Source organism: Mesorhizobium sp. ESP-6-2 (genome assembly GCF_020164675.1).
Lineage (GTDB): Bacteria > Pseudomonadota > Alphaproteobacteria > Rhizobiales > Rhizobiaceae > Mesorhizobium.
The window spans coordinates 250,533-272,216 of the sequence record NZ_JAIUGT010000011.1 but is presented as its reverse complement, the minus strand read 5'-3'; the positions used below and the strand labels follow the sequence as shown (position 1 = coordinate 272,216).

Genomic DNA, 21,684 nt, shown 5'->3' with positions numbered 1-21,684 from the left:
GAGAACAGCAGGTAAAGCGTCCCGATATCCTTGTGATTGGTCGAGAACAGCCATCGGACGAGAAACCGGGGCTTGTGGTCTTCGGTGGATACCGCTGAGGTCGACATGGTGTTCTACCTGCCTTTCATGCGCAGGCAAGCCTGATGGTTCGCGATGAAGGCCGTAGCCGCCGCGACCGGGAAACCAGGCGCTGTCTGCTTCGTGTTTTCAGTCCGTGACGATCGCGTCCATCGCAATGTCGTGGGGCTGCGGACGGATCGTTTCGAGCCGGCTTCCGGCGTAACCCACGCCGATGGCCAGCGGCCGCCGTTGCATCGCCGCGAGCGTCCGGTCGAAGAAGCCGCCGCCATATCCCAGGCGGTAATTCGCTCTGTCGAAACCGACCACCGGCGCGATCACGACATCTGGGATGACCGATGGCCCGCGCGACGGAACCAGGATGTTCCACACGCCACGCTCGAGCGGGTCGCCCGGGCTCCATATGCGGAATTCCAGAGGCCAGCCCTTCCTGATGACGACGGGAAGCGCGATCCTGCCGCCGCGCTCGATGATCGTGATCGCCCAGTTGCGGAGGTCGGGTTCGCCGCGGAAGGGCCAATAGCCGCTTACGATGCGCCCGCTGACCTTGCCGATGGCAAGATCGAGACGCGATGCGATGCGGCTTGATCTAACGCTCCTCTCCTCCGCGGCGATGGCGAGGCGCTCCTCGATCAGCCTCTGCCGTTCCGCCTTGCGCCAACGCAGGACGCAGCTCCAGGAATCTTCCGGCTCCGCTTGTCCGCCATATTCGGATGAAAGCTCGTGCGCGTAGCAGGGCGGGGACGCATATTCGTTGATTTCAAGGTCGGGGTCGATTTCTTCGGCCATCGCCAGCTCCACTTTCGTGCACCCCGCACGTTCGCGGCAGCGTGCTCCGCACCAAACAGGAAGGCAAACGGAATTAAATGTTGTATGAGTGCAAAATTATTGCACTAATCCGGGAACCAGCATGGACATCGACCGCGCGCGCACGTTTTTGGAAATCGTCCATTCCGGCAGCTTTCTGAGAGCTGCCGACCGACTCCACGTCACCCAGACCACTGTCAGCGCGCGGATACGCACGCTGGAGGAAGAGCTCGGACGTCAGCTCTTTGTCCGCAACCGCAATGGTGCGCAGTTGACGCAGGCGGGCCGGGAGTTCGAGCGGTTCGCGCAATCATTCGTGCAAATCTGGGAACGAGCACGCCACCAGCTCGCCATCCCATCGGGACGGACAAGCGTCGTTGCCCTGGGCGGAGAGCTCAGTCTGTGGAACCCGCTGCTGCTCGACTGGCTGGTCTGGATGAAGAAGGCCAGGCCGGAAATCGCCATCCAAGCCCAGGTCGGCGTGCCGGACCAGCTCCTCGAGCAGCTCAGGACTGGCGTTCTGGATATCGCGGTCCTCTATGCGCCGAAGCTGTTGCCAGGCTTCAAGGTGGAACTGCTGGTCGAAGAGCAGCTCGTTCTCGTTAGGACCAAGAACGAAGAGCCAGCTGGCGCCAAAGACTATGTCTATGTCGATTGGGGACCGCTGTTCGCCGCGCAGCACGACGCAAGTTCGACCGCTTTCGGAGAACCTGGATTGCTGGTTGGCCTGGGGCCGTTGGGTCTGAGCTACATACTGCGTGCTGGCGGCATGGGCTATTTCCGCCGGGGCGCCGCAGCACTCCATATCGACTCGGGAGAATTGGAGATCGTGGAGGGCGCTCCGGAATTCACCTATCCGGCCTATGCTGTCTACCCGGAAGCAAACGAGACGCGAACCGACATCCAGGAGGCGCTACGCGGCCTGAAGCAAGTTGTGAAATGATCGCTGCTCCCGGCGGGAAGCCATGGTTTCACGCTACTTGGAACGATTGCGAGATTGCAATAACAGTTGGTCAGCTTCGTCGGTCATCTACATTTCGACCAAGGCGTAGGCCAAGCCAAAGACGGCGGTCATTAGAACGGCGAAGAATGCCCAACCTCTCAATGCGGCTCGCACATCTTCTGGCTTGGCACCTTTCTGGTTGTCGAAATCATTCATATCGAATTCCTAGTTTTCGTTTGCACTTGGTACAGGCGAGGGCTGACGGAAGCGCTTTTTCATCAGCCTTCATAGCTTTCCGGCTAGTCGAATTCTCAGGCAGCCGACGGACCCCGGTCGTCGAACCCGACGTCGAAGGCCGCCGCAACCTCGTTGCGAGGTTTGTCGCGCTGTTCATCGGAACGATGGACAACTCGCAGGCCCGGCTCGCTCGGCCGCCGCGGTTCCGACGCAACAACTCCCGCGAGCTTCAGCCTCTCGCGCCTTGCGGCTTCCGGTTGATAGACCACCTCATGCACGGTTAGTGTCTCCAGATGACCGTGCGCAGTCGGAATGGAGATCGACTGCCCCTCGGCTAAACCGAGCATCGCCAGGCCGCGCAGATTGGTAATGGGCAACAGCATACCAACCAGGCCGCGCATCTGGTCATGTGCGATGATGCGGGTTTCGGCAGGGCCGTCGTTCACCCGATAGGCCACGCGGCTGTTGAGGGTCACGACGTTTGCCGGGATGTCGTCCCTAAACATGACGACAGCGCTCGAAATCTTTCGTTGGAGAATAGCCCAGAACGCTTCATCGCGCATTGGGTGGCGGTCCCTTACCACCTCAAGAATGGTGTAGTCTTTGGTGGTCAGTTGGCAGTTATCGGTAGTGGACATGAAATGTCTCCAGCCGGGCCAGTGAAAGGCGATCCGGCAACAAGAAATTGATCGGGTGGTGTGGAAAGATCCCCTGCGCCGGACCGGGCCGGCCCAGGGGTCAGACTCCCGCGATCAGACTGCCTGCGTGATTGAGGAGACGGAAGGAGGCGCCCATGTCTAGTGGCTCGCCACGACCGCTGGAGGCGGAGGGGCGAGGCTTTGGGCGCCATCGACTTCCTCCGCGCTGGGCTTGCTTACACCAAGCACCAGCAGTTCATGCCTGCGCCCGTCCCGGGCGGTCCACATGATCGACTGTCCGGCCGATAGGCCGATCAGGGCCGTGCCGATCGGCGTCAGGATTGAAACCTTGCCTGCAGAAATATCCGCTTCACCCGGATAAACCAGCGTGACCGTTTTCCGATCGCCGGAGTCGGGCTTGAACGTCACGGTCGAGCCCATCCGGACAGTGCCGGAAGAGACCCAGCCATCGGCAACGACGCGCGCACGCTCGAGTTCGGCAAGGAGCTCGTCAGACGCTTCCGGGTTGCGCGTGGCAAACGTGCTTGCCAGCGCTGACAAACGTGCATGGTCGGACTGGGAGATCCGGATTTTCGGCTTACGCGGGGTTCTTGTGTTGTGCAGCATTTCGAATTCTTCTCATGGCTCTAACAGCCAGCCGGCATCACGGTGACGGAAAACTGGCCAATTCGGGAGATTGTTATTCAGGGCGGCGACGCGCGGAGACGTGCACCCTGCGGATCATGTCGATGAAAGTTGGCCCCTCGGCTCGGGGCACATGGCAGCCGAGCCGGGGGTTAAGATCCCGCGATGGGGCAAACCCGGAAAAGAAAATCGCAAAGAATTTTAGCGGCGGCGTTCATAAGCACATAGTTGGGGAAGCAATTACGGAAGTCAAGGCAACCTTCTCGACGGTTCAGTTTCGAGCTATTCCTGGCGAGCGCCTAGTAGCGTGTTTATCACCAATTCTCTTCCAGCCCTGTTTATACCGGTTCCGTGCGGTCTTTTTTCCGCCAGCCCGAGAAAGACGAGGCGTTCGGCCAACTCTTTCGATAGAGCCGGGTAGGGCCCGCGATTCATGCGCTTAAGCGCCGTCTGCTCCTCTTCGGTAAGATCACCCCACCTAACCGTCATGACGCTCTCCGTGGCTGCATCCGGCCGGCTTCGAAATTGTGCATTGACGGGCTGTGATGCTGAATTTGTCGCTCCTCCTGAGTGGGAGCTTAGGGAACGGCATCTGTTCCAACGATGCCGCCCTCATTCTCCAGGACCCCGATCCTTTTGACCTCGGAGCGGTTGAGTTTCAGGCGAACACCGATACCGCCGCCGTTCTCGGCAATGAAAACAGCGCCGGCCTGTTCGAGCGTGGTCTGGAGCGTGTCGCAGATTTCCTGGTCCGGAAGGGTGATACGCCGCTCGAACTCTTCGATCACCAACCCATCCACACCTGAGTTGCTGGCGAGCTTTTCACGGGTCCATTCGACCAGGGCGCGAGCGGCGCGGCATTGGGCACCAGTGATCATTGTAAGATCCCCGTTCCAGACACTTCGGGAGCCGTCGCTGAAAACCATCAAGCTCTCGCGCCGCGGCTCCAACTTCCCCAGAATGGATATCGAGTCCGCAAAAGGGAAGGGCCGATGCCACTCCTCGGGAAACAAATTTTAATGCAAGAAAGTTGCGTTAAAACCGCAATAAATTTCGTTTGAGTTGCATAAACCAAAAGAGGAAGCTTTCGCCACATTCGGCGATCGGCGCCGACGGTTTAAATCGGGGACGTTTGAAGTCTTGGGAATGGCGCGATGAGGCGCGCAGACCATGGATAGGTCCAAAAGCGATAGCCATCAGGTGCTTTCGTGGCCTGGTGTTCGGCTTCCCGACAGAGACCGGACGCTGACCGCAAGAGATATCATGAGGTCACCGGTCGTCGCGGTCGGGCCATACAGCACGTTGGACGAAGTCTGCAGTCTCCTTGTCACGCGCGGTTTAAGCGCGGTCGCGGTGATCGACCGAGGAGTGATGCTCGGCACCGTAAGCGAAGAGGACCTGGTCCACAGGGCGGAACTAGGGACGGCCGCGCTGCGGCGTTCGTGGGGGTTCCATCTCTTCGGCCGTAACACGCAGCTCGCGGCCGCCTATCTGAAGTCGCACTCCCGGCATGTGACCGACGTCATGACAAAGCAGGTGATCACCGTCTCGCCACACACTCCGATCGACGAAATCGCGGGGCTACTGGAGATAAATCGCACCCGGCGCGTCTTCGTCGTCAGCGGCGAACGCGCCGTGGGGGTTGTCGCCCGGGCAGACCTGGTGCGCGCGCTCGCGTCCGCCAGGCAAAGCATGCCTCGCCCGGTCTCATTCCGTGACGATGCGAGCATCAGGCGAGAAATTGTCGGCGCCCTGCGGTCCGAAGCATGGCCATCGATCGGAGCAGCCGACGTGAGCGTGACAAACGGCGTGGTCACCTTGTGGGGCGGTTATCTGTCGGAACAGGAACGCAAGGCATCGCTCGTTCTGGCTGAAAACATCGCCGGAGTTCGGGCGGTGAACGATCACCGCGTTCCACTCGACCTCGCCTACGCGACGTTTTGAGGCAGGGCGAGGACCGAGAAATTGAGCATCGGAGTCAAGGACACTGCCCAAGTTTCCGAACAGCAAATCCGTCAGCTCGTGGAGCTGTTTTACGACAAGGTTCGAGCCGACCCCCAACTTGGTCCGATCTTCGAGCGGGTCATCCAGGAAGACTGGGAACCGCATTTGCAGAAGATGTGCGACTTCTGGTCGTCGGTGATGCTGACGACAGGGCGCTACAAGGGCCAACCTGTCGTGATCCACAAACGCATCGAAGGATTGGAGATCGGGCTTTTCGATCGCTGGCTCACTTTGTTCGGTGAAAGTTGCGCCGAATTGCTGGACGCCGAGACGGCGAGCCTCTTCTGGCGCAAGGCCGTTCGTATCGCTGAAAGCCTCAAGCTAGCTTTGTTCTACCGTCCGGATCAGCTGTGGCCCATGGGCGCCGCATGACGTTTGTGGTCACCGACAACTGCATCAAATGCAAATACATGGACTGCGTGGAGGTCTGCCCCGTCGACTGTTTCTACGAGGGCGAGAACATGCTCGTCATACATCCGACGAATGCATCGACTGCAGCGTCTGCGAGCCCGAGTGTCCCGCCGAGGCGATCTTTCCCGACACGGTGCCCGACCTTCGGGATTGGCTGATGCTGAACGCGGAGTATGCGGCGGTGTGGCCGAACATAATGATCAAGCGCGATCCACCCGCGGATGCGAAGACCTACGACGGCGAAACAGACAAGTTTCGTCGCTACTTCTCCTCTAATCCAGGGCAGGGGGACGGATGAACGCGGCCATTGGACACGTCTTTCCGCTCTATCTCGGCATCGATACAGGCGGCACCTACACGGACGCCGTCCTTTGGTCCGAAGCCGCCGGCATTGTCGCGAAGGCCAAGTCGCTGACGACCCGGCACGATCTTGCCCAAGGGATCGCCGGCTCCGTCGACGCGGTCCTTGGCAGGGCGGCCATCGCTCCCGCCGCGATCAAGCTGGTGTCGATGTCGACGACGCTTGCCACCAACGCGCTGATCGAAGGGCAGGGCGGCCGGGTTGCCCTGGTGATGGTCGGCTTCGCCGAAGCCGACCTTGCCAGGGGCGGTCTGTCGGAGGCGCTTGGGTTGGATCCCGTTGTCTTCTGCGAAGGCGGGCATGACGTCCACGGCGAACCGCGTGCCCTCGAGCTCGACGCTCTGGAGAAAGCTTTGCCGGGGCTTGCCGACACTGTTTCCGGGGTCGCCGTCGCGTCGTATTTCGCGGTTCGCAATCCCGAACACGAGATCGCGGCTCGCGAACTCATCCAGGAGCGTAGCGGACTTCCGGTAACCTGCTCGCATGAGCTGTCGTCCAAGCTCGGCGGGCCGCGACGCGCGCTGACGACGCTTCTCAACGCGCGCCTCATCTCCATGATCGCCCGGCTTATCGAGGCCACCGAAGGCTTCCTCGAAGAGCGCGGCATCGCTGCGCCGCTGATGATGGTGCGCGGCGACGGCACGTTGGTCACCACGAAATTTGCCCTTGCCCGGCCGATCGAAACCATTCTCTCGGGACCCGCTGCCAGCCTGGTCGGAGCCCGGTATCTGACGGACCTCGACGATGCGGTGATTTCCGACATCGGCGGCACGACCACGGATATCGCTGTGCTAGAAGGCGGCCGCCTGCGGCTCGATCCCGAAGGCGCGACCGTTGGCGGCCAGCGCACCATGGTGGAGGCTGTCGCCATGCGCACCTTCGGCCTCGGAGGCGACTCGGAAGTTTCGGTTCGGGAGCGGTCGCTGACTTCGGCGATCGTGCTCGGGCCGCGGCGGCTCGTGCCGCTGGCGCTGGCCGCCGTGGAGCATGGCGACGCAGTGCGCAAGGGTCTGCAGCGTCAGTTGCTCAAGCCCATCACCGGGCGGCTCGATGGTCGCTTTGCGTTGCGCACGGGGGTTCCAGACCGGCTCGCAGCCGGCCTGGCGGCGACGAAGGCGCGGCTCTATGCCAATATCTCCGCTATGCCCGCGGCGCTCGACGACCTGCTCATGTCGACCTCACAAGTCGCGACGCTCAATCGTCTGGTTGCGCGCGGTCTGGTGCACATCGTCGGCTTCACGCCATCCGATGCGGCCCACGTGGTCGGCAGGCAAGCCAACTGGGATTCTGCCGCGGCCCGGCTGGGGGCCGCGCTGTTTGCGCGCAGGCGCGACGGCCAGGGGCGTCATATCGCCAAAGACGCGGACGCATTTTCGGAGATGGTCCTCGCCTGCATCACACGGCGTTCGGCCGAAGCCGTGCTGGAAACGGTTTTCGCCGAGGATGGTCTCGAGGGCGACGTCTCCGTTTCCAATCCTCTGGTCCAGAGGGCGGTTCGACAGCGCGGCGGAATGGTGCGGCTTACGATCGAGCTCGACAGGCCGGTGATCGGGCTCGGGGCCTCCGCGTCGCTCCACTATGCGGGCCTTCCACCTCTAATAGGCAACGACTGCCATATCGCCGAGCACGCCGACGTCGCGAATGCGCTGGGAGCGGTCATAGGGCAGGTGCGCATGTCGGCGGAGGCTCGCGTCAGCCAGCCGGAAATTGGGCTGTTCCGTCTGAATTCCGGCGAGCGGCTGGACGACTTCGACACCGAGGACGAAGCGATGGCCGCCGCGGAGGCCCATGTTCGTGTCCTGGCGGCAAGTCTTGCCGAGCGCGCCGGGACCGATCAGGCCCGGATCGAAACCGCGCGGCAGATCAAGGTGGCGACCATCGAGGGCGAGCGCAGTTTTGTCGAAGCCATCGTCGTGGCGACCGCCACAGGCCGGCCGCGCATCGCGTCGTGATGCCATTAGGAGCAACTCAGGCGGTCTGCTCCTCACTATCCCTCTGCAAACCTGCCGGCCCGCTTGCGGTCCCAGACCAGTCGCGTTCATATCTGGCCAACATGCGTTCATCGATCTCTTTTGATGGTGAAGCAAAGATACCGCTCGCGTTGAAAGCTAGTCATTCTCGTGGTTCTTGGGTTCGCCAGGCGATACGAGATAATACGAAGGAAATGGGCTGGCGAACCAGCCGCTAACGTATTGATTTCCTGTCGAAAACGATGACCTTCAGCGACTAACATAATCGTTTTTTGCCAATAGCTTACGAGGCAGTTCGCCGAAATTGATTCAAGAAGCCGGCCTGCCGCTGCCCCGACTGTCGAATGGCAGCTTTGCGCCTCAATTCTGTTGCTCCGCGCAGGCGGCATCGGTCCCGAAAGCGGATGATCCAAATCGCTGGATATTCCCGGTGACCCGCGAATTCCTTCGCGATATTGATCCGAATGGCTAAACGAGAAGAACAAAATTCGGCAGCGCATTAGGCGCGCCATTCGGACAAGAGAACGACGAATGCAATGGATTTACCAGACCAACCTAGAGGGGTGAGCCAACCGGATCGGCTCCTGGTGAGCCTTGACTTCAGCGCATTCTAGGGAGCGGCAGCATCCGCCGTCGCTGTCGCGCTTCATCCCAGTCGGACCGGAATACGGCTTTCCAGACGACCGAAAGCCCACACGACCAGGCCGGTGAGGATCATGTATGTCAGCGCCAGCAACAACAGGGGCTCGTATATGACAAACGTGTCCTGGCGCACGCGCAGCGCGACGGCGTAGAGATCCAGCACCGTTATCGTCGCGACGAGCGGCGTCGATTTGAGCTGCAGCACAGTCTCTCCCGCCAATGTCGGCAACGCCTTGTGGATCGCTTGGGGCAACCAGACGCGGCGGAACACCTTCCAGCGGCCCATGCCGAAAGCCCGCGCCGCCTCGAGCTGGCCGTCCGGCACGCCGGCGAAGGCGCCCCGCATAACCTCGCCTTCATAACCCGCGAACGAAAGGGTGAGCGCGAGCACGGCATAAGGCCACGCCTGGCGGACGAGCGGCCAGAGAAAGGATTCCCGGATTTCCGGAAATTGCGGAAAGAGCGTGCCGAGCCCGTAGTACAGCAGCCAGAGCTGCAGAAGCAACGGCGTGCCCCGAATGACGGTGCAGAACGCCTTCGACGGGAGGCTGAGCCACAGCGGCCCCGCAGCCTGAGCAAAGCCAAGCGGAACAGCCAGGGCGAAGCCGAGCACGCAGGTGACGATCAGGATCCAGATCGTCTGCCACAAGCCATGGATGGCAAGAAGGTAGTAGTCGGGCAGCCAGTCCCAACGCATGAAGACAGCAGCGGCGACGACCAGGGCCGCCGCGATCGCGGCCAATACGATGCGGTGCGGTTCGAGCCAGACGGCGGTGAAGCGGTTCGAGGACAGGGTCGGTGCGTAGGTCATCGACGCCTCTCCGCGATCGCTGGCTGGCCGCGCCTTGCCCAGGCCTCGATCCGGCCGATGAAGACGTTGGAGATCAACGCCAGCGTCAGGTACAGCACCCCCGCAGCCATGAAGAAGGTGAAGTAGGCTTTTGTCGCGCCTGCGGCCTGCTTCGTCTCAAGCGTCAGCTCGCTGAAACCGACAACCGCCAGCAGCGCGGTGTTCTTCGCCGCGACCAGCCAGAGATTGGCGAGGCCCGGGATCGCGAACGGCAGCATCGCGGGCACGGTGATACGCCGCATCAGCGTGGCGGGGCTCATGCCGAAGGCTCTCCCGGCCTCGATCTGGCCCTGCGGCACAGCGAGAACCGCGCCACGGAGCACTTCCGTGGCATATGCCCCTTGAACGAAACCGAGCGCGATGACACCAGCAACCGGTCCGCTGATGTCGATCGGTCCGTATCCGGCAGCGTCCATCAGCCGGTTGATGAGGTCCGTGCCGGCGAAGTAGATCAGCAGGATCAGCACCAGTTCAGGCACCGCGCGAATGAGGGTGGTGTAGATTTTCAGCAGGTCGCCGGTAACGCGGCCGCCATAGAGTTTGCCGTAGGCGCCACCGGCGCCGACGAGCAATCCCAGGGCAAATGCACCGGCACCGATCTCGATGGAGCGGACAAATCCGCGAAGCAGATTTCCGCCCCAGCCCGGCGGGCTGAGCGCAAGCAAGTCAAAAAGCCCTGCCTGCGACAGCGGTAAGGAAAAATGCGCGGTCAAGACTGAATGCCTCCGTGGGGCCGCTCGGGTAGCCGCTGCCGGCCCAACTCATTCGCCATAGATGTCAAAGCCGAAGTACTTGCTTGAAATCTCGGCGTATTTTCCGTTGGCGCGGATTGCTTTGATCGCCGCGTTGATCTTCTGCTTGATCTCGTCGTCTCCCTTGCGCAGTCCGGCGCCGACGCCTCGCGCCATGATGTCGGGATCGTTGGCGACGGTGCCCTTGATCTCGCAGCACGCCTTGCCCTGATCGCTTTTGAGGAACTCGCCGATGGTAATCCTGCTGGCCAGGACGGCGTCGAGGCGACCCGCGACAAGGTCCTGATCGGCCTCGTCCTCTGTCTGGTATGTCTTGATCTCGGCCGCGCTGTCGCGGAAATGCTTGCTGGCGTAGACTTGGGCATTCGTGGACACCTGAACGCCGAGGATCTTGCCCTTGAGGCCTTCGGCCGTGGGCTCCATCGCGACCCCTTTCGGACCTGCCACAGTGTAGCCGCTGTCGCTATAGTACTTGTCGGAGAAGTCGATGGTCTTCTTGCGTTCCTTGGTGATCGACATCGAGCTCATGATCACGTCGATTTTCTTCGACGTCAGGGACGGAATGATGCCGTCCCAGGCGACCGGGGTCAGAACACAATCGAATTTCGCCTCGGCGCAGACGGCATCGATGATCTCGATCTCCCAGCCGACCCATTTTCCCGACGAATCCATCGAAGAGAAAGGCGGGTATGGCTCGGCGCTTATTCCAACCCTTACCTGCTCGGCTTGCGCCGCCATGACCGATGCGCCCAAGACGGCCGCCGCCACCGCTGCCTTGAAGATTGCTTTCATGTTCGTTTTCCCCTTGTTTTCCTATTATTTCGTCGTTTCCGTCCGCTAGCTTACCCGGCGGATGAATTGCTGAAGTCGTTCCGATCTTGGTGATCTGAAAATGGCCTCGGGCGGCCCCTCCTCCTCGAGGCGACCCTCATGGAGAAAGACCACGTGGGTGGCGACGTCGCGGGCGAACTTCATCTCGTGCGTGACCAGGATCATCGTGCGGCCCTCGCGCGCCAGGTCGCCGATGACGCCCAGCACCTCGCCGACAAGTTCAGGGTCGAGCGCCGATGTCGGCTCATCGAAGAGCATGACGCGCGGCTGAACCGCCAGCGCCCGGGCGATGGCGCCACGCTGCTGCTGTCCGCCGGATAGGAATGCCGGGTAGGTGTCCCGTTTCTCCAGCAGCCCCACCCTGGCGAGCAGCTTTTCCGCCTCGGCGATCGCCTGTTCCCTTTTGAGGCCAAGCACGTGAACGGGCACTTCGATCACGTTTTCGATCAAGGTCATGTGGCTCCAGAGATTGAAGCTCTGAAAGACCATGCCTAGCCTGGAGCGGATGCGCTCGATCTGCTTGCTGTCGGCGGGAACGGTGTTGCCGTAGCCGTCGGCCCTGAGCCGTATCTCCTCGCCATTCACCCGGATGATGCCGCTGGTCGGATTTTCCAGGCAGTTGATACAGCGCAGCAATGTCGACTTGCCGGAGCCGCTCCCACCAATGACCGCCACCACATCGCCGTCTCGCGCGGACAACGACACTCCCTTCAGCACTTCCAGCGTGCCGAAATTCTTGTGGAGGTTCTCGACATGGATCGCTTCCGCCGCCATCGACATCGCTCGCGGGGGAATTGCACTGGCCGTCTTCGTCATTGTGACTTCCATGATGGACGGTTGGGGGTTGTCGGCGAGAACGGTGCCGAGGGCGTTCGCGCGGGGCTTCCGCGGAGCTGGATCTCAGACATAGACGCGCGGAATATGATCGCGGAGCTGGGCATAGAGCCCGACCAGATCGGTCTCCCAGCACGCCGCGACCTCATCCTGGGTGATCGCCTGGTCGCCCTGTCGCCCGAGCAGCAGCACCGGATCGCCGAACTTCGCGTCGGGGATGTCCGTCAGGTCGATGCGCAGGTGCTCCAGATGAACCGGCGGAATGAGACGGGCGCGTCGGCCTCGCACCAACGCCGGCGTTCCCGCCGGGAGATGACGCGGTATACCGTCTCCCCATCCCATGCCGAGCACGCCGATGGTCATTCCCTGGCGAAAGCCGGGAAGATCCGGCGTCGGACCGAGGGAGGCATCGACCTGCTTGATCGAGACGAGGCTTGCCGAAATCGCCCTCAGCGCGGGCCGCAGGGTGACAGGTCGCGCGCCTTGATCCGCCTCGGAGAGCCCAATGAACAAGGCGCCGGGATCGACGGCGTCGAAATCCATCGCGGGACATCGCAGGACCCCGGCCGTGCTCGCCATCATCGCGATGGGCGGGCGCGTCCCCGACGCATCGGCCTCTTGGAGAATTCGCTCCAGGCGGGAGATCTGGTCACCTTCATGCGACGGCGCCGAGGCGGGAAGCTCGCTGAGGTGCGCGTAGAGCCCCCGGACGTCGACATCGCCATAAGCATGAGCGGCCGCGAGAATCTCCCCCACCGCCTTTGGCGTTGCACCGGCTCTGTGGAAGCCGAGATCCGCCTTGACGAAAATCCTCGTGATGCCCAGGACGGCGCGCCATTGCGCGAGTTCATCGAGACTGGAGATGGTGACGGTGAGGCGCAACGCCTCGATCGTCCCGGCCGACGCCGGCAAAGGCCCGGGATAGAGCAGGATCGGGTGCTCGACACCCGCTTGCCGGATCGCGATCGCATCCGGCAGCGCGGCAACCGCGAAGCCGTCAGCCCCCTCCGTGGCGAGCGCCCGGGCGACATGCCCCGCGCCGCAGCCGTAGGCATTGCGCTTGAGGCACGCGAAAATCTTCACCGCCGGAGGAAGATGAGCGCGCAACTGGCGATAATTGTGCCGGATCGCGCCGAGGTCGATCTCATACCAACTCCCACGCGACAGAAGGCCCTGCCGGCTCAAGTCGGGCACGTCCAGCGGGGTAGGATCAATCTTTATCTGGTCACGGAACTGCATGCCAAAAACGATGGAAAGAATCTCAAAAACCGTCAATTTATTAAGTTTTTTCGACACCCTATTAGTTTTGCTGATATGGTAGATATGGACGACCTCCAGGGTCGCGCCGCGCGAGGAGATGGCAACGATGGATGCGGCTTCAGACCGGAAGAAACCGGGTTTCAGGTCGGCGGAAATCTTTCGCGAGATCATCAGGAACGGCTCGACCCGGCGCGCCGCCCGGGAACTCGGCATCACCCAATCGGCGGTCAGCCAATACCTCAAGCTGTTCGAGGAGGCCGTTGGAGAGAGCCTGTTCGTCAGGGACCGTCGCGGCCTTATCCCCACGACGCGCGCGATTGAGATCTACAATCGCGTCGACAGATACGTCACGACATTGAAAAGCATCGAGCGGGAAATATCAGAATCGTTCCGGACCGACCTGAACAGCCTGACGATCGCCGCGCCCCACATATGCGCGTTCAGAATTGTCCCGGAGATCATTCAGGCCCTCGACAGGCTGGACCCGTCGACGGAGTTTCATTTCAAGGCGCTGAGATACGACCAGATCGCGCAGAGCATGATGACAGGAGAGGCCGATATCGGGATCTCGCGCCTGCCACTGGACGAGCGATTTTTCGAGTGGCAGGCAATCGCCGAGAGTTTCAGCGTCTGCGTCGTGCATCCCGACCATCCGCTGGCGCGGAAGGACATCATCACGGTGGACGACATCGCCAGCGAGCCGCTCATCGTGCTGGAACGGGACTACACCTCCAACAAGCTGGGCTTGGCCTCATATGGGCACAGGGAGTTCCCGCTGAGGCCGAAGGTCCATTCCGATACGATCGGCCTGGATGCTTCTTTCGTGGCGCACGGCATAGGCGTCGCGATTGATAACGAGTTCATCGCGCGCCAGTACGACATGTTCGACCTGAGGATCATCCCCTTTCAGCCCGCGGCCAAATACCAGTACGTAGTGTTCTGGCGACGGGAGAGCGGCCGGTTCTCGCGGCAGTCGAACATCGTGCAGACATTCGTGGATGTGGTCAGAAGATCGACGGAGCGCTGGCAAAACGGCGGGAAGATGGATGCCCGCTAGCCTACGGAACTATCCGGAAAACGCAGGTCGCCGGGAGAGATCTCGGGCGGGATCGGGCAGACATAGGCGCGCCCTCCGGTGCGTTCGTTCAATTCGGCCCTGGCCCGCGATATGAGACCGGGATCGCGGAAGCAATCCGCCGCCGTGCTGGCCATGGCTTTCGCCGCAAGCAGCATTCCCTTGTGAGCCGCCGGAAGATTTCCCTGCGTGACGAGTTGCCAGGTGTGGAACTGCGTCCCGATGGCGAAGCAGGCCGTGTTGCATTGAACCGTCGGCACGACCCAGCTCACGTCGCCGACATCGGTGCTGCCCATCACCAGGCTCTCGGTCGCAGGAATGGCAATCAGGCCGTCATGCAGCGCCTGAGTCGCCAGGGAGGGATCGTGAGCGGAAACGCTTGCCAGCATTTCCTCTTCGGTCAGCGCAGCCTTCCGGAGCTTCCCGGCAAAGGCATGGTCCATCTCGTCGAAGCCCGGCCCGCGCAGGCGCTTCATGTTCTCGTACATCGCCTCCTGCAGCACCTTGTTGGGCAGAACGTTGGAGTTCGCGTCCACGACCCGCATCTCGACCGCGGTCTCGGTCATCAGCGCCGCGCCCCCGGCGATCTTCCTGACACGCTCGAACAGCCGCTCGGCTTGGCTGAGATGCGGCGAGCGCACCAGATACAGGCTCTCCGCACTGGCCTGTACCACGTTCGGGGCATCGCCACCCGGGTCGATGATGGCATAGTGCACGCGCGCATCGGACGGCATGTGCTCGCGCATGTAGTTCACGCCCACATTCATCAACTCCACCGCATCGAGAGCACTCCGTCCCAGGTGGGGAGAGATCGCTGCATGGGACGCGGCGCCGGTGAAGCGGAACCGGGCTTGGATACAGGCAAGGGAAGAGGCCGTCTGGACGATGTTGACCACATTGGGATGCCAGCAGAACGCGGCATCAAGATCGTCAAACAGGCCAGCCCGCGCCATGAAGGTCTTGCCCGAACCGCTTTCCTCGGCCGGGCAGCCATAGTAGCGCACCGTCCCCGCAATGCCTTCCGCCGCAAGCGCGCCCTTCAGGGCGGCGGCAGCGAGCGCGGATCCGGAGCCGAGCAGATTATGCCCGCAACCATGCCCTGGCGCGCGCCTGCCCGAAGGCTTGCGCTCGGTCTCTCCCGACATCTGACCAAGAGCCGGCAACGCGTCGAATTCCCCCAGAAAGCCGACGACCGGCCCGCCGCTTCCATGCTCGGCCACGAAGGCCGTTGGCATGCCGCCAACGCCCTTTCGAATGTGGAAGCCCTCGCCCTCAAGCAGGGCGATCTGTTCGTTCGCCGCGCCATGTTCCTCGAACGCCAACTCGGGCGCGGCCCATATCCGGTCGCTGAGCGCGCAATAGTCGGCGCGCCTGGCGTCGACGCCCCGACCTATCTCATCGAGGCTCAGGAGATCGTTTCGCATGGTTCTTGCTCCTTGGGCCAGACAACACGTCCGTCGGGCTTGACCTCCACGCCATACCTGATCGAGCGTCGGGACAGATCCTCGAGCATGGCGCGAGCCAACGGCTTCGAGGCCGGCACGGGGATAATCCGTTCGTGATAGTTGCTGGCCTGAAGCATCCGCTCACCCCCGATTACGATTGGCACGAGGTCGATGGAGCGCAATTCGTCGCCATCGAAGCCGCATGTCGCGACGACGCTTTGCCAGATATCCGGAGAGCTCCATTCGTTCTCACCCTCGGGGAGGTGAAACAGGAAGTTCCCCAACCCGTAGAAAATCGGGGCTCCCCGGTAGACCTCGATCGCCTGCAGGACAGGGGCGCCATGGCTTGCAAACGCACTGGCGCCCGCATCAACGCAGGATCGCGCAAAGTGCCGGACCCATTCGGGAACCTCGCTCCAGTCCGGCTCCCAGTGATGATGATGAAGATATGCGATGACAAACGCCTCGGACGCGGCTTCCCGGATCGTCGCCAGCTGGCGCTGCAGGCTGGCTCCATCGACGATCAACCGTCGGCGGTCCTCCGACGCGCGGCGAAACACCGTTCCATAAAAGTCGATCTCGTCGGGCGATGTCAGGCCGCGCGGATCGTCGGGCTGAGCGTAAACAGTGCGCTCTCTTTCGTTGCTCGCGAAGGTTTCCTGGATGGCGAGCAAATGCCCGAACTTTTCGCCATTCACCTCGAACAGCCGGGACACTTCGAGCCCGTTCACCCCCGGCCGGGCGGGACGTTCGGTGGCTGAATTGCTCGCATACATGATGGCTGGGCCAGGCCCCGCGTCCATGGCGACGAGAGCGACCTTCCTCCCGCCGATCTTCTTGACGCCGGCCCTACTTGCATCGGCCGCATCAACGCCAATTCCTGCGTGCAGGAAACCGCGCTCACGGACTTCTTCAAGCGTCGACAGCACTCCAGAAGGTCCCAGGTCAAATGCGTGATTGTTGGCGAGAGCGAGGGCGTCGAAGCCCAAGTCCTTAAGACTATCCAGCACAATAGGCTGCGAGCACCCGAAATAGGAGCCTTTGAGCGGCCATCCGCCGTGTGCGCCGAAAATTGTGGTCTCCAGGTTGGTAAATGCGACATCCGCGCTGCGGATAAGGTCCCTTATGGCGCAAAAGCCGTTATCCGATATGTGCCGGACATCGTGGTGAATGAGAGACTGTCCAGTCAAAGCGAGGGTGAATGGCGAAGGCATGACCCGAGATTAGAACTCCATAGGGCTGAGTTTGGCGACCGCCACACGGATAGGCGCCATCAGCGGGAATGCTCGCTATCCAACAATCCGTCAATTTATTAGGTTTTCATGATCGCCTATTAATTCCACTGATAGGGCTGGAGCGTAGCAAAAGCTCGCGGTCAAAAAACTCAACGCGACACACGATGCAGATTTCAACCCGGCACGGACTAAGCGCCCTTGATTGCATGCGTCAGACACCGCAAAGTCGTGACAATCGGACCACGTTGGGTACGGCGACTCGGCGTAGAGTTGAAGGGGCGAATCTGTGAAGCCTCTCTAGTGTGCCGTATCCCCGTCACGAGATAGGCCGCACTCCTTGTATAATTTGATTGCTATGGAACACCGGTTCACCCGCCAGGAACTATTTCACCTCGTTTGGTCCAAGCCAATGTCTCACTTGGTTGGTGAGTTGGACACGACGGTGGCAGTTTTAACCGCGTTGCTGCGCCGCTTCGACATCCCAACGCCCCCAAGCCGGATATTGGGTGCGAAAGGAATTCGGGAAGCCAGTCGAACAGCCGTCATTGCCGCCCGCACCAGGTGGATGTGTGGAGCCGCTAATTCTGGATACCGAGACGCATATCGCTGTCCGATGTTTTTTATTGATATTTTGCAAGCACATTGTTGGCGCGATGGTCGATCTCAAGAAGCAATCGGTGTTCGGATGCCTCGAGGCTCTCGATTCTGCGATATTCGGTACGATCAATCTGCGATCCGAAATGATAGGCAACGCGGTCGTTATCATCGTGGACCGGACTGAGATGGAGCTGGTTCCAAAAAGCCGTTCCATCTTTCTGGTAGTTGATCAACTCGACATCTACCTGGCGCTCTTCCTGCACCCCTGTGCGGATTTCGGCGACCGCGGCAGGCGAAGTAGCAGGACCTTGAAGAAGGCGACAGTTGCGCCCGAGGACTCGTTCGCCTCGTAGCCTGTGAGGTTCAGAAAGGCCTGGTTCGCGAGCATAATTGGGTGATCGGGTTGGGTGGCATCCGTGACGACCATGGCATTCGGGTCCGCTGAAATGCCGTGGCGGCCAATTTCTCTCGATCAAGCATCGCATCTTCTGTCATCCCGGCAGGGGTATCGCCGTGAACAGTGGAATGGCCTTCTTTGTGCATGGGTGATTCTCAATTGAAAGCAGCCATGTTGAACGCCGAGAGGCCCAAAACGTTTCACGACTCAGAGCGACAGTTCACTCAACTGCGGGAACACATCGCCGGGAAGTTTGTTGAAGCCGGCCAGACTCGAATGAGATGTCATGAAGCGGAAGAAATCGACAGGATTGGCCGTCGGCGCGACCGGTTCGCCCACGCTTTCGAGAGCGGGCTTCCCCTCGGTTGAGCGACCAGGAGCATCCTCTCGTCTACCTGCCTCGGCCTTTGCCGCGCGGCTCATCGGACAGGTCCAGGGAGCGGGACCTGACGGCTTGGTGTTCATCGCGCGGAGCGAAGGCCAGGCCGAGGAGGTTTCGACCGCTTTCAAATCCTTCATGCCGGATGTGCAAGTTATCCTACTGCCACCTTGGGACTGTCTTCCCTATGATCGGATCCAGCCATCGCGCGAAAGCATGGGAAGACGGGCCGCCGCGCTGGTCGGTATGTCTGAACAAGCAGGTCCTCGGGGTCGCTTGGTCGTCATGTCACCAGAGGCAGTACTTCAGCGTATACTACCCGTCGATGCGATCGCCCGCGGGTTCGTCACTCTCACCACCGGCAAGCCCCTGGAGATTGAGGCTTTTCGGGATCAGTTGCTGGCATCCGGCTATCTGATGGATGACCGGGTCGACGAGCCCGGCGAGTTCGGATTGCTGGGTCAAGGTTTGGACGTTTTCCCTCCTGGTGCGCCACAGCCGTACCGAATCTTGTTGGAGAATGGCGCTATCGCCAGTATCCGCTCCTACGATCCGCTGAGCCAACGCACCGACACGCTCATCGAAGCCATCGTTCTCGCACCTTCAACGGAGTGTCTGCCTCATACGACTGAGGAAGCCTCCAAATCGGCGCAGAGTTTCGAAACACGGATGTTGGGCGCAGGCGTCGAACTGGACAGCGTGTTCGGTATACTGCCCACGTCTCGGATTGTTGTCGGTCCGGGCGTAGAAGAGCGTTTCGATGCCGCCATCGCGTTGATCGATGATGCCCGGCATGCCCGCGACAAGCAGATGGGAAGGAAGCCCACCGCTGAGCGATTTTACCTTAATCGCTCTAATTTGGAGCCGGCAATCAAGCATCGTCGCGCCGAACTGGACCTGGATGGCGTCTCGGCAGTGCCTAACTTTGTCGTTGAGGTCAGTCCCTCCAACGCGGCGGCGGAGTTCGTCCGCGACAAACAGGAGCAAGGCCAGCGGGTCGTACTGACTGGCACTTCCTCTGAACTTGGCCGTCTTGAGAAGGCGTTGGACCGTCACACGAAGCTGGAAGTCGGCGTGGCCGAAAGCTGGACAAAGGCGCTCGATGGCAAGCCCGGCAGCGTCGTGAAATTCGAAGTCGATATAGATGGTGGCTTCGTCGATCAATCTAACAAAGTCGCCGTCTTGGCCACCGTGAATGTTCTCGGGACGCGTCTGAACGAGACCGACTTCCAAGCAGCGACGCTAGCGGAAGAAGCCGAATTGCGGATCGGCGACGTGGTCCTCCACGAAGATCACGGCATTGCGGTGCTGAGAGCCCTGGAACCAGTCGAGGTGAACAGCACGGTCACCGACACTGTCCGGCTCGAGTTTAACGGCGGCGCCACGCTTCTGGCGCCCGTCGAGGAATTCGGGCGCATCTGGCGCTACGGAGCGGATGAGGAAGCCGTCACCCTTGATCGGCTGAAGGGAGACGGCTGGGCAAGGCGCCGCCAGCAATTGGATGGCGAGATTGAAGAGGCCGCGCAACACCTCATTCGGCTGGCGAACGAACGCGATGAAGGCGGAGCTCGCGTCATGAATCCGCCACGGGGCAGCTATGCTCGGTTCGCTGCCCGTTTCCCATATCCTGAAACCACGGACCAGTCCGCGGCGATCGCCTCCGTGATCGACGATTTGTCGTCTGGCCGCGCGATGAACAGGCTGATCTGTGGCGATGTTGGCTTCGGCAAGACCGAGGTGGCGCTCCGCGCCGCGGCGATCGTCGCGCTGAATGGCGGACAGGTCGTCGTCGTCGCCCCGACCACAGTGCTGGCGCGCCAGCATTTCGAAACGTTCTCCCGGCGGTTTGAAGACATGGGAGTGAGTGTCGCGCTTCTTTCGCGCGTCGTGGGCGATGCCGAGGCAAAAGAGGTCAAGTCGGGCCTCGCCGACGGTTCAATCAGAATTGTCGTCGCAACACAGGCGATTGCTGCGAAGGACGTAGTTTTCAACGACCTGGCGTTACTGGTTATTGATGAGGAACATCGTTTTGGCGTCAAGCTGAAGCAGCAACTTCGCGCCCTTGCTTCCCGACTGCACGTGCTGTCGATGAGCGCCACGCCGATACCGCGCACGCTTGCGGCAGCCATGGTGGGTGTTCAGGAGGCCAGCCTTCTCGCCACGCCGCCGGCAAGACGGCGGCCCGTTCGAACCGAGCTGGCTCCTTTCGATGCCGCGTCGGTCAAGATGGCGTTGATCCGCGAGGATCGGCGGTCCGGTCAGAGTTTTTGTATCGTCCCCAGGATCGAGGACATCGAACCGACAACGGACGCTTTGCGCCGTCTGGTGCCGGATCTCTCGCTTCTCGTTGCGCATGGTGACATGAAGGCGGCAGAGATGGACGAGGCGATGGTCGCCTTTGCAAATGGCAATGCCGACATACTCTTGTCGACCAACATCATCGAGAATGGGCTCGACGTGCCGCGCGCCAACACCATCGTCATTTTTCGCGCGGATCGGTTCGGCCTGGCGCAACTGCACCAGTTGCGAGGACGGGTCGGACGAGGCAGAGCGCAAGGCCACGCCTATCTGCTGACCGAGCCGGGCCAGGATATCTCCTCTGAAACGCGCTCACGACTCTCGACGCTTCTCGCATTCGACCGTCTAGGCTCCGGGCTTGCAATAAGCGCACGCGACCTCGACCTGAGGGGTGCCGGCGATCTGGTTGGCGAGGAACAGGCAGGTCATATGAAGCTGATCGGCTTGAGCCTCTATCAACGGCTGCTGGCGCTCGCGGTCGACCAGGCCCGCGGCAAGGATCGCTCGATCCTGAAGCCGGTGATTGATCTGGAGTTTTCAGGCACTCTTCCGAGGGCGTATGTTCCCGAACCGGTGGTCCGGCTCAACCTGTATTCCCGCCTGCAGCGGTTCGAGAGCATGGCCGAGATCGATGCTTTCGCGGACGAGCTTGAGGATCGGTTTGGCCCGCTGCCGCCTGAAGCGATCACGCTCCTTGATCTTGCGCGACTGAAGCTTTCCGCGGCCGCGGCCGGCATCGTCAAAATTGGGGCCGGGCCTGTCGCGATTGCCATCGAGTTCGCGCGCGTCGACCCGCATGTTCGTGCCCGGCTGGAGAAGCGGCCCGACTGCACGCGAAAGGGCAATCGTTTTGTGGTTCGAATTGCCAGCAAACCTGGACCGGAGCGGCTCTCCGCGGCAGTGGACTTGGTGAAAGCATCGCTGGTGGGTAAGAAAGCTGAGGCAATCGGGGCAACGCAAGGCAAGAAACGCGAACCCGCATCATCGTAGTACAG

19 protein-coding genes and 2 pseudogenes are annotated in these 21,684 nt (G+C 61.3%); 7 read left to right on the top strand and 14 right to left on the bottom strand.

Annotated features, from left to right (window positions below; all coding sequences use genetic code 11):
• Positions 1–207 precede the first annotated feature (207 nt).
• Positions 208–867, bottom strand: coding sequence for a 5-formyltetrahydrofolate cyclo-ligase (locus tag LB532_RS25995; protein ID WP_140642417.1), 660 nt, complete (start codon positions 865–867; stop codon positions 208–210).
• 121 nt (positions 868–988) lie between these two features.
• On the opposite strand from LB532_RS25995, the gene LB532_RS25990 reads away from it, so the two are divergent.
• Entirely contained in the window at positions 989–1,828 is an 840-nt protein-coding gene (locus LB532_RS25990; RefSeq protein ID WP_140642415.1) for a LysR family transcriptional regulator, read from the top strand.
• Positions 1,829–1,915: 87 nt separating this feature from the next.
• Here LB532_RS25990 and LB532_RS30160 read toward each other — a convergent pair whose 3' ends face one another.
• The 4 genes from LB532_RS30160 to LB532_RS25975 form a co-directional block, all read right to left on the bottom strand.
• A complete protein-coding gene (locus tag LB532_RS30160; RefSeq protein WP_263492297.1) occupies positions 1,916–2,044 on the bottom strand; it encodes a hypothetical protein in 129 nt (42 codons plus the stop codon).
• A 95-nt stretch (positions 2,045–2,139) separates the two neighbouring features.
• Positions 2,140–2,703: a nucleoside-diphosphate kinase gene (locus tag LB532_RS25985; protein WP_140642413.1), complete on the bottom strand. Its 564-nt coding sequence runs from the start codon at positions 2,701–2,703 to the stop codon at positions 2,140–2,142.
• A gap of 159 nt (positions 2,704–2,862) precedes the next feature.
• Entirely contained in the window at positions 2,863–3,330 is a 468-nt protein-coding gene (gene rnk, locus LB532_RS25980; RefSeq protein WP_140642411.1) for a nucleoside diphosphate kinase regulator, read from the bottom strand.
• Between the two features lie 596 nt (positions 3,331–3,926).
• On the bottom strand, positions 3,927–4,226 hold the full coding sequence (locus tag LB532_RS25975; protein ID WP_140642409.1) for an XRE family transcriptional regulator: 300 nt from the start codon (positions 4,224–4,226) through the stop codon (positions 3,927–3,929).
• Positions 4,227–4,611: 385 nt separating this feature from the next.
• On the opposite strand from LB532_RS25975, the gene LB532_RS25970 reads away from it, so the two are divergent.
• The 4 genes and pseudogenes from LB532_RS25970 to LB532_RS25955 all read left to right on the top strand — a co-directional run bounded on the left by LB532_RS25970 (position 4,612) and on the right by LB532_RS25955 (position 8,076).
• A complete protein-coding gene (locus tag LB532_RS25970) occupies positions 4,612–5,292 on the top strand; it encodes a CBS domain-containing protein (protein WP_181169464.1) in 681 nt (226 codons plus the stop codon).
• A gap of 21 nt (positions 5,293–5,313) precedes the next feature.
• Positions 5,314–5,724 (top strand): group III truncated hemoglobin, encoded by a 411-nt coding sequence (locus LB532_RS25965; protein WP_140642405.1) that lies wholly within the window; start codon positions 5,314–5,316, stop codon positions 5,722–5,724.
• Positions 5,721–6,061 (top strand): annotated as a pseudogene (fdxA, locus tag LB532_RS25960) (ferredoxin FdxA). The gene LB532_RS25965 and the pseudogene fdxA overlap by 4 nt, the downstream one beginning before the upstream one ends.
• Positions 6,058–8,076 (top strand): hydantoinase/oxoprolinase N-terminal domain-containing protein, encoded by a 2,019-nt coding sequence (locus tag LB532_RS25955; RefSeq protein ID WP_140642403.1) that lies wholly within the window; start codon positions 6,058–6,060, stop codon positions 8,074–8,076. The pseudogene fdxA and the gene LB532_RS25955 overlap by 4 nt, the downstream one beginning before the upstream one ends.
• A gap of 664 nt (positions 8,077–8,740) precedes the next feature.
• On the opposite strand, the gene LB532_RS25950 is transcribed toward LB532_RS25955, so the two are convergent.
• The 5 genes from LB532_RS25950 to alr form a co-directional block, all read right to left on the bottom strand.
• Positions 8,741–9,547, bottom strand: coding sequence for an ABC transporter permease (locus LB532_RS25950; protein WP_140642401.1), 807 nt, complete (start codon positions 9,545–9,547; stop codon positions 8,741–8,743).
• Positions 9,544–10,299 carry an ABC transporter permease gene (locus LB532_RS25945; protein WP_140642399.1) on the bottom strand — a complete coding sequence of 252 codons (756 nt, stop codon included), beginning with the start codon at positions 10,297–10,299 and terminating at the stop codon, positions 9,544–9,546. The genes LB532_RS25950 and LB532_RS25945 overlap by 4 nt, the downstream gene beginning before the upstream one ends.
• A 48-nt stretch (positions 10,300–10,347) precedes the next feature.
• Entirely contained in the window at positions 10,348–11,130 is a 783-nt protein-coding gene (locus tag LB532_RS25940; RefSeq protein WP_140642397.1) for a transporter substrate-binding domain-containing protein, read from the bottom strand.
• A gap of 45 nt (positions 11,131–11,175) precedes the next feature.
• On the bottom strand, positions 11,176–11,985 hold the full coding sequence (locus tag LB532_RS25935; protein ID WP_140642395.1) for an ABC transporter ATP-binding protein: 810 nt from the start codon (positions 11,983–11,985) through the stop codon (positions 11,176–11,178).
• Positions 11,986–12,069: 84 nt separating this feature from the next.
• The gene (alr, locus tag LB532_RS25930; RefSeq protein ID WP_224557419.1) at positions 12,070–13,434 is read right to left on the bottom strand and encodes an alanine racemase; all 1,365 of its coding nucleotides are present in this window, start codon (positions 13,432–13,434) and stop codon (positions 12,070–12,072) included.
• On the opposite strand from alr, the gene LB532_RS25925 reads away from it, so the two are divergent.
• Positions 13,370–14,320 (top strand): LysR family transcriptional regulator, encoded by a 951-nt coding sequence (locus LB532_RS25925; RefSeq protein WP_140642393.1) that lies wholly within the window; start codon positions 13,370–13,372, stop codon positions 14,318–14,320. The two genes, alr and LB532_RS25925, sit on opposite strands and share 65 nt — an antisense overlap.
• On the opposite strand, the gene LB532_RS25920 is transcribed toward LB532_RS25925, so the two are convergent.
• The 4 genes and pseudogenes from LB532_RS25920 to LB532_RS25905 form a co-directional block, all read right to left on the bottom strand.
• A complete protein-coding gene (locus LB532_RS25920; protein WP_140642391.1) occupies positions 14,317–15,762 on the bottom strand; it encodes an amidohydrolase in 1,446 nt (481 codons plus the stop codon). The two genes, LB532_RS25925 and LB532_RS25920, sit on opposite strands and share 4 nt — an antisense overlap.
• Positions 15,744–16,997, bottom strand: a complete 1,254-nt coding sequence (locus tag LB532_RS25915) for a CapA family protein (RefSeq protein ID WP_140642389.1) — start codon at positions 16,995–16,997, stop codon at positions 15,744–15,746. The genes LB532_RS25920 and LB532_RS25915 overlap by 19 nt, the downstream gene beginning before the upstream one ends.
• Positions 16,998–17,650: 653 nt before the next feature.
• Positions 17,651–18,158 (bottom strand): annotated as a pseudogene (locus LB532_RS25910) (PAS domain-containing protein); the annotation flags it as partial.
• A 61-nt stretch (positions 18,159–18,219) separates the two neighbouring features.
• Entirely contained in the window at positions 18,220–18,435 is a 216-nt protein-coding gene (locus tag LB532_RS25905) for a hypothetical protein (RefSeq protein WP_181169463.1), read from the bottom strand.
• Between the two features lie 34 nt (positions 18,436–18,469).
• Between LB532_RS25905 and LB532_RS25900 the strand changes: the two genes are divergently transcribed.
• A complete protein-coding gene (locus tag LB532_RS25900) occupies positions 18,470–21,679 on the top strand; it encodes a DEAD/DEAH box helicase (protein WP_224557432.1) in 3,210 nt (1,069 codons plus the stop codon).
• The last annotated feature ends 5 nt before the right edge of the window (positions 21,680–21,684 follow it).

What these genes read in the sequence shown, in the direction of transcription:
- LB532_RS25995 (WP_140642417.1), bottom strand. Translation starts at nt 867, where the DNA reads ATGGCCGAAGAAATCGACCCCGACCTTGAAATCAACGAATATGCGTCC.
- LB532_RS25990 (WP_140642415.1), top strand. Translation starts at nt 989, where the DNA reads ATGGACATCGACCGCGCGCGCACGTTTTTGGAAATCGTCCATTCCGGC.
- LB532_RS30160 (WP_263492297.1), bottom strand. Translation starts at nt 2,044, where the DNA reads ATGAATGATTTCGACAACCAGAAAGGTGCCAAGCCAGAAGATGTGCGA.
- LB532_RS25985 (WP_140642413.1), bottom strand. Translation starts at nt 2,703, where the DNA reads ATGTCCACTACCGATAACTGCCAACTGACCACCAAAGACTACACCATT.
- rnk (WP_140642411.1), bottom strand. Translation starts at nt 3,330, where the DNA reads ATGCTGCACAACACAAGAACCCCGCGTAAGCCGAAAATCCGGATCTCC.
- LB532_RS25975 (WP_140642409.1), bottom strand. Translation starts at nt 4,226, where the DNA reads ATGATCACTGGTGCCCAATGCCGCGCCGCTCGCGCCCTGGTCGAATGG.
- LB532_RS25970 (WP_181169464.1), top strand. Translation starts at nt 4,612, where the DNA reads ATGAGGTCACCGGTCGTCGCGGTCGGGCCATACAGCACGTTGGACGAA.
- LB532_RS25955 (WP_140642403.1), top strand. Translation starts at nt 6,058, where the DNA reads ATGAACGCGGCCATTGGACACGTCTTTCCGCTCTATCTCGGCATCGAT.
- LB532_RS25950 (WP_140642401.1), bottom strand. Translation starts at nt 9,547, where the DNA reads ATGACCTACGCACCGACCCTGTCCTCGAACCGCTTCACCGCCGTCTGG.
- LB532_RS25940 (WP_140642397.1), bottom strand. Translation starts at nt 11,130, where the DNA reads ATGAAAGCAATCTTCAAGGCAGCGGTGGCGGCGGCCGTCTTGGGCGCA.
- LB532_RS25935 (WP_140642395.1), bottom strand. Translation starts at nt 11,985, where the DNA reads ATGACGAAGACGGCCAGTGCAATTCCCCCGCGAGCGATGTCGATGGCG.
- LB532_RS25925 (WP_140642393.1), top strand. Translation starts at nt 13,370, where the DNA reads ATGGATGCGGCTTCAGACCGGAAGAAACCGGGTTTCAGGTCGGCGGAA.
- alr (WP_224557419.1), bottom strand. Translation starts at nt 13,434, where the DNA reads ATGATCTCGCGAAAGATTTCCGCCGACCTGAAACCCGGTTTCTTCCGG.
- LB532_RS25920 (WP_140642391.1), bottom strand. Translation starts at nt 15,762, where the DNA reads ATGCGAAACGATCTCCTGAGCCTCGATGAGATAGGTCGGGGCGTCGAC.
- LB532_RS25915 (WP_140642389.1), bottom strand. Translation starts at nt 16,997, where the DNA reads ATGCCTTCGCCATTCACCCTCGCTTTGACTGGACAGTCTCTCATTCAC.
- LB532_RS25905 (WP_181169463.1), bottom strand. Translation starts at nt 18,435, where the DNA reads ATGAGCCGCGCGGCAAAGGCCGAGGCAGGTAGACGAGAGGATGCTCCT.